The sequence below is a fragment of the Fluviispira sanaruensis genome (assembly GCF_004295685.1).
GTDB classification, from domain to species: Bacteria; Bdellovibrionota_B; Oligoflexia; order Silvanigrellales; family Silvanigrellaceae; genus Silvanigrella; species Silvanigrella sanaruensis.
Genome location: NZ_AP019368.1, coordinates 1450286 through 1464898 on the forward strand (window position 1 = coordinate 1450286; position 14613 = coordinate 1464898).

Genomic DNA, 14613 nt, shown 5'->3' on the forward strand with positions numbered 1-14613 from the left:
ATGGTGATCAATAATACTGCATCCAAAGATCTAAAACTGCCATCAATGCCTGACACTGTGCGTGAATGCTTAGCTCAAATGTATAGCCTAGAAGCGGATTTGAGTAAAATGGCGAGTTTGATACAAAAAGATCCTGGCATCACTTCAAGTGTTTTAAAATTAGCAAATTCAGCAATATACGGTGCTGGAAAATCAACGAGCGATTTAAAAGTGGCGTTCACGCGAATAGGTATGACATCATTGATGCAAATTCTCGTTAAATATTCGGTAGAAAATCTGTTTAAATTTGAAACTTTTGAGTTTTTTAACATAAAAGCTTTTACCAAGCACAGCGCTTGGGTTTCGCAAGTTGCGTTTGAACTGGGTAAAATTGCGAAAAATGACAAGATTTCCGATTTATTAGTTGCGGGACTTTTTCATGATATCGGCTTACTTGTTCGTGCTATTTCAGATAAAGCGCTGATGAAAAAAATTACAGATTTATGTGTTGCTGATAAAATTGATTTTATCAGTGCTGAAAAAAAATTAAAATTAGATGGACATGAGATTCTTGGAGTTGAGCTATTGCAGTCATGGCAATTTCCTGAAGAAGTCATATTATTGGTTAAAAATCATCATACGGATGAAGCTTATCGTTCAAAAAAATTAACAAGTGAACAAAATAAATCAATTAGTATATTATGTTTATCAGATACAATTGCGCATCGTTTCGGCAATGCGTTTGTGAATTACTCCCGTGACACTCGGGTGAATGCTACTGTTTTAGATAAACTCGGAATAACAAACCAAGATGTAGGTGTTGCTGTGAAATTAGCGACTCAACATTTACAACATTATTAATTTTAAAGAGTTTTTTAGAAGCTATGAAAAAATTAATTATTTTTCTATTTCTTTTGTTACTGCCTTCTATATTTGCTGGAGTGGCTCTTTATCGTTATTATCCAGCGGATTCCAAACGATTAATTGAAATGTTAAAGGTTAAAATCGTAACTCTTTATCCACCGCTTGAAATGTATATTCATATACAAAAACCACCCATAAAAAAACCAATACCTGTCGAGAATTCACCAAAGAGAATCACTATTCCAAAAATACCAATATTTATTAACTCTGAAATTTACGAAGCCATTTGTGGCGAAGCTCCTAAAATGCGCTTATCTGATAACTTTACAGGCTGTGGTTTTTGCCCAAAATACATTACAAAAGTAACAAATGATAAAGCGTTTACATTTTTGTTTTCTTATCGAGGCTCTTTTCTGAAAAAAGGTGAAGAAGAGGCACTGATCTTTATGAAGGGTTGCAGTCGAGAAGATGAAAATGGAACAGCCATTATTGTCCGCAACGGTTATGGAGGTTGGAACCGTCAACAAATTTTTCAGAATATCTTATTTGACAGTCCTCCGCTTGAATATAAAGATGAAAATGGTCTTATTACTTACGTAGGCAAACGGACTAAAACCACTTCTATTGATATTCATTCCGAACTGATTTCACTGCGCTTTAGTAAAAATGGGATCGCTGAAAAAATTCTTTTTTCAGCAAATCTCGATACGGGAGAGCGTTGTAATGAATTATTGCAAATAGCATTTGAAGAACCAATTAAAAAAAATGCAACACAGTTTCAGGCACAAATTGAAATTTTGAGTTGTAAAAAAGGATTCCTTTCTGGAGCATATAAACTTTCATTTAACTTGGAGGAGAATGGATTCAGAGCAAATGCAGAAACAGCTAAATTGATGACACGGATTGAAAAATATGGTGAATTGCGATGAAAAAGAAATTATTTCTTTGCTTCATTATATCTTTATTTCATTCTAAAATTTATTCACAATATGTCGGCAATGATGTTGCTCCCAATATAGGAATTTCAATCAATATATTGGGGCCTATTTTTGGAATTTATTCCTTAGGGATTTCAACTTTTTTATCGAGTCAAGTGCAAATTGGTTTAACAGGTTCATATTATTCGACCCGTAATAGCGAACCACAAGCGGAAGGAAGTTTAATTGAGTATAGAATGACCTACTATTTCTCTGGCATTCAAAAAAATGGAATTACATTAGCTCTCTCAGGTGGTTTTGAGTCAATTGAAATTAAACAAGAATCTGACCAATGGAAAAAGTACGAAGATCCCATTGGTGGAGTAATTCCTGGGTACAATTGGCTCATTGGAAAAAATTTACATCTTTTGGCTGGACTCTATTTTGGTTACCAATTTGGCTCATTTCAAATCAAACCAGAAATTAGTTTTATTTACTTTTTTTAAGATAATTGAGAAAGCTCTTGAAAATAAAAGAGATGATTAAACTTAATTAAACAGCTCTTTTATTCAGATAAGAAAATTACGCGCTTTTCTTTTTTGCTAACAGTGAAGCTGTATTTCTATCAGATTCAGCTTTTGGTAAACATAAAGCCTGGGACATATAGAAAATAACAAAACTGAAAACAGCCATACAAATAAAATCAATGCCCAAGGGAATGTCTTTTGTTCCACCTTGGAACGAACCAAAATATGAGAGAATAGTGAATACTCCCATATATGGGTAGAGCCACAATGCGCACTTGAAATCGAGTTTTGTGGCAATATGTTCTGGATCAATTCTGCTTCTATTCAAGAAATTTGTTAAAAGAAATACTGTTAAACCAACGGTTACTGTCAAAGAGAGTTTCCAAACAACAGTCCATCCTGACCAGTAAATCATAAGATTACAAATGTAGAACGCAATAAATGATGTCAATTGGTAAAATGGAAGTTTAAAGGGTCTGTTTCTTTCTGGTTGTTGTTTTCTAAGGGCAACAAGGCAAATTGGGCCAACTGCAAAAGAAAATATCAGTGCAGCAGACAAAAAGGACACGATAGATTTCCAGCCATCAAATGGTAGGAAAGCGAGCATGGCAACAACGAAGTTCAAGAAAATAGCACGCATAGGGATTCCCGATTTTGCAATTTTACTAAAGAACTTTGGTGAGTTACCAGACTGACTCATTGTTTGAACGATACGTGCACTGGAAGCGACATAAAGAACGCCTGTACCTAGGGGGGACACAACAGCATCGATATAAAGAACAGTAACAAGCCATATCACACCCAGATTTGCGGCAAGCCCTGCTAAAGGACCCGCGTCGCCAGCGAATGCAATTTTGCTCCAACCATTTGCTAATGCACTTTCAGGCAAGGCAGCAATGAAAGCGTATTGAAGTCCAACATATAAAACCATGCAGATAACTATCGAACCAATAAGAGCGAGAGGGATATCTCGTTGGGGTCTTTTGGCTTCACCTGCGAGTAAGGCAGCATGTTGGAATCCACAATAGGAATAAACAACACCCGCAAGAGCAACTGCGGATAAAATTCCTGAAATTCCGTAAGGAGCAAATTCTTGAGTAGAAGTGGAAGTTAATCCCATATTGTCAGAGTTATGGGAAGTTAGTAAAAATACAATTACGACTGCAAAGGGGACAATTAATTTCCACACACTGATAAGACTATTTGCATTTGCTAGGAATTTAGCTCCAAAACTATTAAGTAAAATAACAAAAAGCATTGTGCAAAAGCACATTACAAAGCCGAAGGAAGTGAAAACGGATACATTGTCTACTTTTTGCACAAGTGAAGGAAAGAGATGTCCCATATAGAGAACTGTGGACTGAACTTCCTGAGAAATGGAAACCACATAAGTAATCCAAGTGAGCCAAGTCAGAATAAAACCAACGAGCTTACCGTGTGTAAAAATAGGAAACGCTGCAACCCCACCAGATATGGGAAACATTGCACTTAACTCTGCAAATGTAAGGGCTAAAAATATAGTACCAAAGCCACCTATGAGCCAGGCAATAATAGAGGCAGGACCTGCCATTTGAGCTGCATAAAGTGAGCCAAAAAGCCATCCAGAACCTACAATTCCACCAAGGCTGGCGCACATAATGCCAAACCAACCAATACTTCGTTTAAGTTTCACGGTGTTTGTCCCCTTCCGAACTTAACTTAATTTATAGTAAAGGATCTCTAAATGGAAATATCGAAGATTCCCAATGTAAAAACCCATTTTTAATTTTCCCTGCTTACTTATTTCTTTTTTGCTGGTTAGTCAAATATATTAAATTGGACATATATTATGAAAAGTGCATTTTACAGTAAATGAATTTTTATTTTATAAAATGAATCGCCTTATAATATGCAATTATAATCATAAAGCGATTAAATTATTTTTTTAATCAATCGATCATTTTATTTACGATATCATCAACTTTTAGTAATGCAGATGCTAATTCAGAGGTTTGAGTGCCTCCCCCACGAGCAAAATCAGGTCTACCGCCTCCTTTGCCGCCCACCATTTCAGAAAGCAATTTGATGATATTTCCAGCAGAAAGTTTTTTATTCTGTTTTGTCATCTCAGGATTTATTGCAGAAATTATATGTGCACGATTGTCAAAAATTGCAGCAATAACTGCGATTGTATTTGGTTTCTCTTTGAGTCTATCACACAAAAGCTCCATCTCTTTCAAATCCGAAGAATCAGATAAAGTAACTACAAGGCGTGCATTATTTTTAAGTTTTTTTGCATTAGACAATAATTCCGAAATTTGCGCGTTTACAAGTCTGCTTTGTAATTGGACAATATTTTTTTCTAAATCTTTTGTATTTTCACGCAGTGCAATTATGCGTAATGAAATTTCAGATTCCGCACATTTAGCTGTTTCTGCAGCATGTGCAATAACATTTTTCAATTTCTTAAGGTATTGGAGGGCTGCAAAACCTGTCACAGCTTCAATACGACGCACGCCACTTGTTACACTTCCTTCAGAAATTATTTTAAATAATCCGATATTTCCTGTGCTAGATATATGTGTTCCGCCACATAACTCAAGGGAAAAATCACTTATTTCAAGCATGCGTACATGGTCGTCATATTTCTCATCGAACATAGCCATCGCGCCCATTTCTTTAGCCTTCGCTAAGGGAACATGCTCATGAGTTTTAACCGCAATATTTTTTAAAATTTGTGCATTAACCAGAAATTCAACTTGTTCAATTTCTTTTGCGCTTAGAGCCCTGCTATGCGTAAAATCAAAGCGGAGTGTGCTTGGGTTGACGAGAGAGCCCGCTTGGCGCACATTTTCTCCTAAAACAATTTGTAAAGCTTTGTGTGCCAAATGTGTTGCTGTGTGATTGCGCATAGTGGCTTGGCGTGATGTAAAATCGATACGTGCTGTTACTTTAGCTGAGTTTGCAAAGAAATTCTTTAATTGCTCTTGACTTAAGGATTCATATGATTCAGAGCTGAACTCAACATGTTTAAGGAGATGAATAATACTAGTTACAGTTTTTCTAACATCAATAACTTCGAAGTCATTTTTTCCATCTTTATTTACAATTTGCAGACTACCAATATCACATACTTGCCCACCACCTTCTGGATAAAAAGGTGTGTTTGCAATAACAACTTCAAATAATTTATTTTTTAATTGACGTACTTTTTTAATATTTGTGCTTGGAATCTGTACTTCAGCGTATTCTACTTTATCTGATGATACGTTTGTTACTTTAAGATTATATCCCACAAAGTTTTTATCTTCAGAGGGATTTAATTTATTTAATTCAAGCCAAGGTGAGTCATCTTGATCAAATTTATAAAATTTTGCTTCAGCGCGGCTTCTTTCTTTTTGTTCCAGCATATGTCTGTCAAAGTTTTCAAGATCTGCAGTGAAGCCAATTTCTTCGCATAAAACTCTTGTTAAATCAGAAGGAAAACCAAAACTGTCATGGAGAATAAAAATATTTTCCCCAGAAATAATTTTTAAATTCTTTGCTTTTGCTTCTTCAACAAAATGATTAAATTTTGTCAGACCACTGTCGAGCGTGCTGCTAAAACGCAATTCTTCATTGCGAATTGCTTCTTCAATACGATTTTTATTTTTAACAATTTCTGGATAAAATTCTCCCATTTCAGAGACCACGACTTTAACAATCTTTTCTAAGAAAGATTGATCTTTAGGCCAGTTTTTTGTGAGCCTATGCGCATGTCTTACTGCACGGCGAAGTACACGGCGCAAAACATATCCCCGCCCTTCGTTTGAGAAGTTTGCACCATCTGCCAAGGTGAAAGTTAATAAGCGAATGTGATCGGATACAACATTGCAGCTTTCTTTTTGCTGTTCTGATAGTTCATTTAATTTTGTTTTTATACTTGCAGTTATTAAGATTTCTTCTTTTATTTTTTCAAATAAATCGATATCAAAGATAGCTGTTTTCCCTTGGGTGAGTGCTGTGACGCGCTCAAGCCCCATTCCTGTGTCTACACTTTTCATAGGTAAGTCGAGTAGAGTTCCGTCTTCTTGACGGTTGTACTGCATAAAAACCAAGTTCCAAAATTCTAAGTAACGGTCACAGTCGCAGCCTGGTCCTTTACAAACTAAACCTTTTTCGTAACATTGGCCTACTTTTTCACCTTGATCCAAATAAAGTTCTGAACAAGGACCACACGGACCTGTTGGTCCCATTGCCCAAAAATTATCTTTATCGCCGAGACGCACAATACGCTCAGCAGGAACGCCTATGGATTTCCAAATTTCAAATGCTTCATCATCACTGTGGTGAACAGTTGCCCAAAAACGGGAGAGATCGAGTTTTAGTTCTTTCTTTGTAAATTCATACGCCCATTCAATAGCTTCTTTTTTGTAGTAATCACCAAAGCTCCAAGAACCAAGCATTTCAAACATGGTGCAATGGCGCCCGTCCTTACCTACATCGTCGAGGTCGCCAACTCGAATACACTTTTGTGAGTTGGTTGCACGCTTATAGGAGCGCACTTCTTCGCCCGTAAGGCAGGATTTAAATTGAGTCATCCCCGCAATTGTAAAAAGAATGGTTTGGTCAGCAATGGGGATTGTAGAGGCACTTGGCACGTAAGTGTGCTTTTTTGTTTCAAAAAAATGAATAAACTTACGGCGGATCTCATTGGTCTTCATAATCACTCCAGTCTTGGCCTATCGCATTCTAAAAAAATTCGTTACGGCTGATGTAATATCTAAGCATTCGGATTTACCGAGCTTGCTTAACTTATAGATTGGCAAACGAGCAATGGCAATATGAGAGTTTAAGGAATTAATAATTTATGACTGATATGAAAACTCCAAGCACAGCAAGTGAAAATGAATCGGTAAAATTGAAAAAAGCAAGTTTTGCAGCTATAGCGGGTGTTCTTTTTTCCCGCGCCTCTGGGATCGTGCGGACAGCGGTTGTAAATGGAACCTTTGGGGTTACAGTTTCTTTAGATGCCTTTAATGCTGCCTTTCGTTTTCCAAATAGTCTGCGAGATCTTTTTGCAGATGGGGCACTCTCAGCTTCATTTATTAAAGTATTGGTAGACGAAAGAACTAAAGGAGTTGAAGCTGAAAAACAACTGATTCGAATTGTGATCGGATTTTTTTCCTTTGTTACTTTTCTCATCGCAATTATAGCAGCTATTTTTTCATACCCCTTTATGGAATTTATTAGCAATGAAAAATTTAAACAATCAGGGGGGCTCGATCTGGCCTCTTTTCTATTTAAGATTTTAGCATTTTATTTACCATTAACTATGCTAAATGCTGTCGCTATGGCTGTTCTAGGTGTGCTCGGGCAGACATTTCGTGCTATGAATGGTTCTGCTTTTTTAAATGTTGGCATAATAGGTTTAGCTTTCTGTTCGCCACTCTTTTTACATTATGGTTTTAATCCCGTCGTTGGAATTGCTATTGGAGCTATTATTGGTGTGATTATGCAAATGGTATATCAATTTCTACCATTGTATAAATTGGGTATGTTAGCTTGGCCCATTTTCAGTATCAAAGAGTGGGTTTCCTATAAACCATTGCACGAAGTTTTAATTTTAATGCTCCCTCGCGCTCTTGGTCAAGGCGCAATGATATTAGCATTGCTGATAAATACTTTTTTTGCAATTCAGGTGGGAGAAGGTGCTTTAACTTATATTATGACTGCGACAATAATTATTCAGGTGCCAATTGGATTATTTGGAGTGGCCACTGGTTTTGCTGCATTGCCAGTTCTGAGTAAAGCCATTGTTGAGAATCAAAATAAAAGATTTTCTTTACTTCTTGTTGAAAGTTTAGATACAGCAATGTGGCTTGCGGCACTTACAACCGCATGCTTTGCTTTACTTATTGTACCATTTTATTCCGTATTATTTCAACATGGAGCGGTTAATTTTCAGGATACTATACAAAATTCAATAGCAGTGTGTGCGTATTCAATTGGAATTATTTTTGCTTCTGGATCAAAAATACTCTTAAATGGTTTTTATGCGATCAATTGTACGAAACAAATTGTTTATAATGCTGTTGTTTATTTAGTTATCAATGCAAGCTTAAGCTCGATCTTAGCACCTAAATTAGGCATACTTGGGCTCGGAATATCTTATGGCACGGCGAGTGCGTTTGATTTTCTTATGAATTATTTTTTTCTGAAAAGAAGATTTCAACAAAAATATTATGGAGACAATCCTTATATCGAAGGCGGAAAAACATTTGGATTTCGTATGATCGCATTTGCATTCTTAGCCTATATATTCGGATTATCAGGGGTTGCTTCCATTATCTATTTTTGGCAAAATTTTGATCAATATTTATCGTTCGAACTCAATTTTATCAGTCAGTTTATTATTTTGAGCGTAGGTGGAATTCTTTTTTGTGCAGTGAGTATTGTACTTGTTAAATTTTTTGCGCCACAGCATTTAAAGGATTTACTTAGTAAAATTTTGAGTAAATTAAAGTATTCGTTTTAAAATATTTGGAATGTCTTTCAAAGAAGCAACATGATGAACTCCTCCAAGTGCTATAGCTTCTTTGGGCATTCCAAAAACGACACTGCTTTCCTCATCTTGAGCGATGGTAAATGCATTTTTATCATATAATTCTTTTAAGCCATTTGCTCCATCGTTACCCATACCTGTCAAAATGAGTGCGCAAATATTAAGTTGAATCTTTAGCTGAGCGATTGAATAAAATAAATAGTCTATAGATGGTTTATGCATATTGATTTTTTCTGTGTCATTTACTTCTAAAATGAGGCTATTTTTTTCTTCTATAATTCTCATTTGTTTCCCGCCAGGTGCTAAATAAACACAGTTATTTTCTAATACCTGCTTATTTTTCCCCTCATAAACTTTAAAATGACATAGCTCGTTTAATCTATTTGCTAAAGCTGATGAGAAATACTCTGGAATATGTTGAACAATTACAATGGGTGGAAAATTTTTATCAATTTGTGTTAAGATAGTTTGGAGTGCTTCGACACCACCAGTAGAAGAGCCTATTGCAATTAAGTCTGGTTTTGATATATTTTTAGGTAAATTATAGTATTTATTTTCACTAAAACTTTTTTTATTTTTTAAAAAAGTTTCTTTGCTTGATTTTCTGGCTTCCAGAATCGTGTTTTTAATATTTATTATTTCCATTGTAGAATGAACTCCTTTTGGTTTTTCAATATAATCAAATGCGCCTAATTCCAAACATCGTATCCCATTATCTGCTTCATCAAAGTTTATAGAACTCATAACTACAATGGGTGGATGAGGCTTGTCTTTTAAAAATTCAAGGTATTCAATGCCATTCATCTTTGGCATATTCAAATCAAGAATAATAACGTGTGGTTGTTGTTCTAATGTGCTAAGAATTTCCATTGCTTCAATTGGATTTTCAGCTTCCCCAACGAGCAAAAAATTTTCTTCTTTAGTTAATATTTTTCGGAGAAAATCTCGGACTGTTAATGCATCATCAATGACAAATACCTTTGTAAAATCAGGCATTATTTCTGAATTTAACAAATAAATAGAGTTTTTTATATGAGTGAAGGGAACTGTAATGCCATTGAGAGATTCTGAATGACCTAGAATTAAATATCCGTGTTTTTCTAAATGATTTTTTATTGACATTATAATATTTTTTACTTCTTTACGTTTATAATAAATTATAATATTTCGTATTAAAATAATGTTAAATTTACCAAAGTCTTCTGGGGTTACGAGGAGATTGTGTACTTTAAATTTACATAGTTTATGAACACTATCTTTTATTCTGACATGATTTTTTAACTCATCTTTACCAAAATCAAAATACTTTTGAATCAATACCTTCCCTATTTCTTTTTCAATTTCAGATGCTAAATAAATTCCATTTTCACATTTTTCGATAGATATTGAGTCAATGTCTGTTCCTAAAATTTCAATTGGTGGGATAAATTCATATTTTATTCCGAGTGTGTAACAAGCTTCCAAATAGCAAATAGCAATTGAATAAACTTCCTTGCCACTCGAGGCTGCTGCAGACCAAATGCGAATAGGTTTATTTCTTTTTATAAATTCAGGGAAAATTTCATCAGCTAAAAAATCAAAATGTTCTGGCTCACGGAAAAACTCAGTCGTATGATTCGTTAAAATTGAAATTAAATTTCTAATTTCAACGTCCACATTTTGAAGATAATATTCATAATAATCTTCAATTTTTGCAAAATTTAAAATATTCAGTCTTAGCTTAATTTTTTCTGTAGCCAATTGTATCTTTTCATTATTGAGCTCTACTTGAATTAATCCTTGAATATCCTTTATAATTTTCAAATAAAAATTTTCATTTTGTTTCATATTGATTATGCTTTCCATCTTGAATCATTTCTTCTCGGCATGTTATCAGTTAATATATAATCGCTATTAACTTTATTATCTTCGTTTTGTTGTGTATTTAATGAGAAAAAATTATCTGGGTTGTTTTTTGATGAATTGCTATCAAATATATTTTCATCTGTTTTATTTTCATTTTTAGCTACATTTCCAATAATTAAATATCTTAACTTTGTAATAATTTCACTAATATTCTTGATACCGCTAGCCAAAGATTGACTGTCTGTTGCTTGAGCAATTCCAATAGCACTATTACGTTGTGTTACTTCATCAATTTGTCGCATTGCAATCGTAGTTTGCTTCATACCGGTTTCTTGTTCGCTCGTAGATGAGACAATAATTTTTGTTCCTTCATTTATTTTAAAAAGAATTTCAGTCATATTATCAAAAGAAGCTTCGCACATTTTTGAAATATTTTTTCCAGTAATGATTCGTTCACGAATGTCTGACACAACATGTGCGACTTCTGAGGTTGATGACTCAAGTAACTCTCTAATTTCGTTCGCAGCAGATCCACTCATAGAAGCTAACTTGCCAACTTCTTCTGCAACTACAGCAAAGCCTTTACCATGTATGCCGGCGCGAGCGGCTTCAATGGAAGCATTGAATGAAAGAAGTCTCGTTTCTGAGACTATTTCATTAATTATTTTTGTTTTATTAGCTATTTTAACGATAAGATTGGAAATTTCTTCCAACTTAACATTTGATGCTTGAATACTATCCATAGCAGAAAGCATTTGTGATATGGATTCTCGTCCTTTTTGTGCACTGATCTGCCCCTCTTCAGAGATGCGCAAATTATGTGCAGAATGCTTACTTGTTTGCGTTAGCATAGAGCTCATTTCTTCCATACTTGCTGCAGTTTCTTGAATAGCTGCAGCCTGCTTCATTGTCATATCTGAAAGTTCTTTAGAGCTTTTTTGTGAACTATTCGCTCTTTGCATAATGAAAATTGACTGACTATTGAGAGCAAGGATCAGACTATTTAGACTATTATTAAGTTTTTTAATTGAAAACTTTGATAGAAAAATAGCTGCGCATAAGAAAGTTGATAAAATGGTAATTAAAAAATATAAAGAATTTCTTCCGTAATCATTTGTATTCTTAATGTTTTGTTCTGAATATGCATTTACTGTAATTATTATCGAACTTATAGATTTTTCAAGCTTTTTAAATATATCATTGAACTGAATCAATAAAATTCGAGTCTCTGAATTCCTTTTATCTAAAGCATTTTTCGCAATTTTGTCTGATAAATCAGTATAAATTTTCGCATCAATTAGTATTAATTTTAAATCATCATGAATTTTTTTATTTAATATTAAACTATTAAGATTGTTTAAATGATTTAAAAATTTTTCCTTAAATTCGCTTCCTTCATCCGCTAATTCTTTTAGTTTTCCATAATTTTTTGAGTCTGAAGCTATCATAATTCCAAAAATATTAGCCCGAATTCCATCGTGCAGCATATCTGCAAGAGTTAAATTTTTTATCGCAGGTATAATTTCAGATGAAAACTTGCCAATTTTTTCATTATAAAAATTATTTAATTGAAAAGGTATAACACCCATGCAAAAAATTAATATAATCATGAGTGTAGATAACGTCCAAAGTCTTTTACGTATTGTCCATACTTTATTTTTCATGATTTTTCCTCATAAATTAAATGATATATTTAAATTTTCATTATCTTTTATAGCTTTTAATTCTTCTTCGCTTATTGATGATGCCAGATCTATAACTGTGACTAAGCTTTCTTTTAATATATAATTGCCAATTATGAATTTATTGTCAATTGTATATTTCATTTCTTTATTTTGTTGTATTTCTTCTTTATTAATGGTTTGAACAGAAATTAAATCATCAACAATGACACCTAAACTTAAATCCTTGCTTTCAACGACTAAAATAATTCCCTTATTTTCATCATCATTAAATATTGGAGAGACTTTTATTCTGAAATCAATTATGCTTAGTATTTTTCCTCTTAAATTAATAATTCCTTTAAAATAGGGAACCATAAAAGGCACTGGTTTTATATTAATTGATTTAATTACTTCTTTTATTTGTAATAAATTACATGCATAATCTTCGTTTAATAATTTAAATATTAGGTATTTATTTTCTTCTATTTCATAATTTTGTTCCATGATAACTCCAGATATTAACTAATTGACTTAGATTAAGTACTAAAGCTGGTTCTCCATTTCCTAAGACTGTTGTTGCAATAACCCCAGGAATCCCTATGAGTTCTTGGGATAATTTTTTGAGGACAATGGTTTGGGTATTTATAATTTCTTCCACTTGGAAGGAGAATCTTTTACCTAGATGTTGAATTAATATCCCATTATTTTCGCTTTCAAACGTTATTTCCATCTCGTCTGCGTGCAAAAGTTTATTTAGTGAAATTATAGGAATTATTTCATTTCTTAAAGTAAAAACTTCGCTTCCATTTAACCTAGTTTCTATTTTAAATTTCTTATGATCTACGACTTCAGCTATTTGAGATTCTGGAATAACAAATAGCTGTTTGTTTGACTTAAATATCAAACCTTTGATGATAGATAGTGATGAGGGTAAAGAAATAATAAATGTTGTTCCTTTATCAATTTCAGTTTCAATATCAATACTTCCTTTTAGCTCTGAAATTACATTATTGACCACATCAAGTCCAACACCTCTGCCAGAAATGTCGGACACTTCATCTTTAGTAGAAAACCCAGGCTTAAAAATGAGCCTTTGAATTTCACTTTTTGTTAAATTATTGTTGGCCTCGATAATTCCTTTTTGAATTGCTTTGTTTAATATTTTAGTTTCATCTAGCCCTTTTCCGTCGTCTTTTAATAATATTTTAACATTGCCTTCTTCTTGCATTGCCCTTAATTCAATTGAACACTCTATTGGTTTATTTTTGTTTAATCTATCTTCTTTGCTTTCAATTCCATGGTCAATTGCATTTCTTATTAAATGAGTTAATGGATCTGTTAATTTATCGACTATAACTTTATCTAGTTCCACGTCAGAACCAAAAGTTTCAAAGTTTATTTTTTTTTGTTGTTTTAGCGATAGGTCTCTTACTATTCGATTCATTTTCTGAAATTGTTGCTCAAGAGACATCATTCTTAATGAGAGCGTAATATCTTGTAATTCTTGAATATTTTTACCCATTTGGGAAATGGTATTTTTGACATCTTGGGGGAGTGAGTTTGATTGTGATATTTGCTTTAAAATATTCTGATCAATTACGACTTCTCCGATATAATTTATTAAATTATCAAGTTTGCATACATTCACTTTTAGATATTCATCTGCACAATTTTTTTTGTTTTTTTCTCCGTCATTTTTTTTTGTTTCATTCTGTTTGGATATATAATAATTTTCTTCATTCTTTAATGTGCTTGTAAATTCTTCAAAGATTTCAAAGCCATTAGAGAATATACTTGATGCATCTTTTTCTTTTAAAAATGTTAGTATATTATTAATATTTTCATTTACATTATTATGAAGATAACTTGAGTTATCTTGAATGGATAATATCCATTCAAGTGTAAAGGAATGAATTTCAAAAAAAAGATTTAATATCTTTGCTTCAAATTTTATTTCATCATTTTTAATTGATGTTAAAAGTTCTTCTACTTTATGAATATAATCAGTAAGTTGGTTTAGGCCGACGGATGCAGACGAGCCTTTTAGATTGTGTGCAATACGAAATAGCTGCGCAATCGATTCGTGTTCATTCGATTTATTTATATTTAAACAAGTCGCTTCCCAAGATGCTAGATTTTCGAGAGCTTCTTCTATAAATGTAATTATAAATTGAGCTTCAATAATTGTATTCACCATGGGTTCCTTTTTTATTAACAATATACTGATAAGTGAAAATTTAAGATGATATAATTTGCATGTCATTTTTTGAGCATTTTATTTATAGTAAATCGAT

Annotated in this window: 10 protein-coding genes; 4 read left to right on the forward strand and 6 right to left on the reverse strand. The window is 33.2% G+C overall.

Annotation, left to right across the window (positions count from 1 at the left end; all coding sequences use genetic code 11):
* Genes EZS29_RS06240 through EZS29_RS06250 form a run of 3 tightly spaced genes read left to right on the forward strand, consistent with a single transcriptional unit; the run spans position 1 to position 2266 of the window.
* A complete protein-coding gene (locus EZS29_RS06240; protein ID WP_130607655.1) occupies positions 1–840 on the forward strand; it encodes an HDOD domain-containing protein in 840 nt (279 codons plus the stop codon).
* A 23-nt stretch (positions 841–863) separates the two neighbouring features.
* A complete protein-coding gene (locus EZS29_RS06245) occupies positions 864–1772 on the forward strand; it encodes a hypothetical protein (RefSeq protein WP_130607657.1) in 909 nt (302 codons plus the stop codon).
* Positions 1769–2266 carry a hypothetical protein gene (locus tag EZS29_RS06250; protein ID WP_130607659.1) on the forward strand — a complete coding sequence of 166 codons (498 nt, stop codon included), beginning with the start codon at positions 1769–1771 and terminating at the stop codon, positions 2264–2266. The genes EZS29_RS06245 and EZS29_RS06250 overlap by 4 nt, the downstream gene beginning before the upstream one ends.
* Before the next feature lie 76 nt (positions 2267–2342).
* Here the strand turns inward: EZS29_RS06250 and EZS29_RS06255 are convergent, their stop codons facing one another.
* Together EZS29_RS06255 and alaS are read right to left on the reverse strand one after the other, a co-directional pair.
* A complete protein-coding gene (locus EZS29_RS06255) occupies positions 2343–3959 on the reverse strand; it encodes an APC family permease (RefSeq protein WP_130607661.1) in 1617 nt (538 codons plus the stop codon).
* A 256-nt stretch (positions 3960–4215) separates the two neighbouring features.
* Entirely contained in the window at positions 4216–6969 is a 2754-nt protein-coding gene (alaS, locus tag EZS29_RS06260; RefSeq protein ID WP_130607662.1) for an alanine--tRNA ligase, read from the reverse strand.
* A 146-nt stretch (positions 6970–7115) separates the two neighbouring features.
* Between alaS and murJ the strand changes: the two genes are divergently transcribed.
* The gene (gene murJ / locus EZS29_RS06265) at positions 7116–8783 is read left to right on the forward strand and encodes a murein biosynthesis integral membrane protein MurJ (protein WP_130607663.1); all 1668 of its coding nucleotides are present in this window, start codon (positions 7116–7118) and stop codon (positions 8781–8783) included.
* On the opposite strand, the gene cheB is transcribed toward murJ, so the two are convergent.
* The 4 genes from cheB to EZS29_RS06285 are packed head-to-tail and all read right to left on the reverse strand — an operon-like array spanning position 8766 to position 14513.
* The gene (cheB, locus tag EZS29_RS06270) at positions 8766–10637 is read right to left on the reverse strand and encodes a chemotaxis-specific protein-glutamate methyltransferase CheB (RefSeq protein ID WP_172603808.1); all 1872 of its coding nucleotides are present in this window, start codon (positions 10635–10637) and stop codon (positions 8766–8768) included. The genes murJ and cheB overlap by 18 nt on opposite strands.
* Positions 10638–10642: 5 nt before the next feature.
* Complete coding sequence (locus EZS29_RS06275) at positions 10643–12319, reverse strand: methyl-accepting chemotaxis protein (RefSeq protein WP_130607666.1); 1677 nt, start codon at positions 12317–12319, stop codon at positions 10643–10645.
* Between the two features lie 9 nt (positions 12320–12328).
* The gene (locus tag EZS29_RS06280; protein ID WP_130607668.1) at positions 12329–12823 is read right to left on the reverse strand and encodes a chemotaxis protein CheW; all 495 of its coding nucleotides are present in this window, start codon (positions 12821–12823) and stop codon (positions 12329–12331) included.
* Positions 12807–14513 carry a chemotaxis protein CheA gene (locus tag EZS29_RS06285; protein ID WP_172603809.1) on the reverse strand — a complete coding sequence of 569 codons (1707 nt, stop codon included), beginning with the start codon at positions 14511–14513 and terminating at the stop codon, positions 12807–12809. Before EZS29_RS06285 ends, EZS29_RS06280 begins: the two co-directional genes overlap by 17 nt.
* Between the last annotated feature and the right edge of the window lie 100 nt (positions 14514–14613).

What these genes read in the sequence shown, in the direction of transcription:
- EZS29_RS06240 (WP_130607655.1), top strand. Translation starts at nt 1, where the DNA reads ATGGTGATCAATAATACTGCATCCAAAGATCTAAAACTGCCATCAATG.
- EZS29_RS06245 (WP_130607657.1), top strand. Translation starts at nt 864, where the DNA reads ATGAAAAAATTAATTATTTTTCTATTTCTTTTGTTACTGCCTTCTATA.
- EZS29_RS06250 (WP_130607659.1), top strand. Translation starts at nt 1,769, where the DNA reads ATGAAAAAGAAATTATTTCTTTGCTTCATTATATCTTTATTTCATTCT.
- alaS (WP_130607662.1), bottom strand. Translation starts at nt 6,969, where the DNA reads ATGAAGACCAATGAGATCCGCCGTAAGTTTATTCATTTTTTTGAAACA.
- murJ (WP_130607663.1), top strand. Translation starts at nt 7,116, where the DNA reads ATGACTGATATGAAAACTCCAAGCACAGCAAGTGAAAATGAATCGGTA.
- cheB (WP_172603808.1), bottom strand. Translation starts at nt 10,637, where the DNA reads ATGAAACAAAATGAAAATTTTTATTTGAAAATTATAAAGGATATTCAA.
- EZS29_RS06275 (WP_130607666.1), bottom strand. Translation starts at nt 12,319, where the DNA reads ATGAAAAATAAAGTATGGACAATACGTAAAAGACTTTGGACGTTATCT.
- EZS29_RS06280 (WP_130607668.1), bottom strand. Translation starts at nt 12,823, where the DNA reads ATGGAACAAAATTATGAAATAGAAGAAAATAAATACCTAATATTTAAA.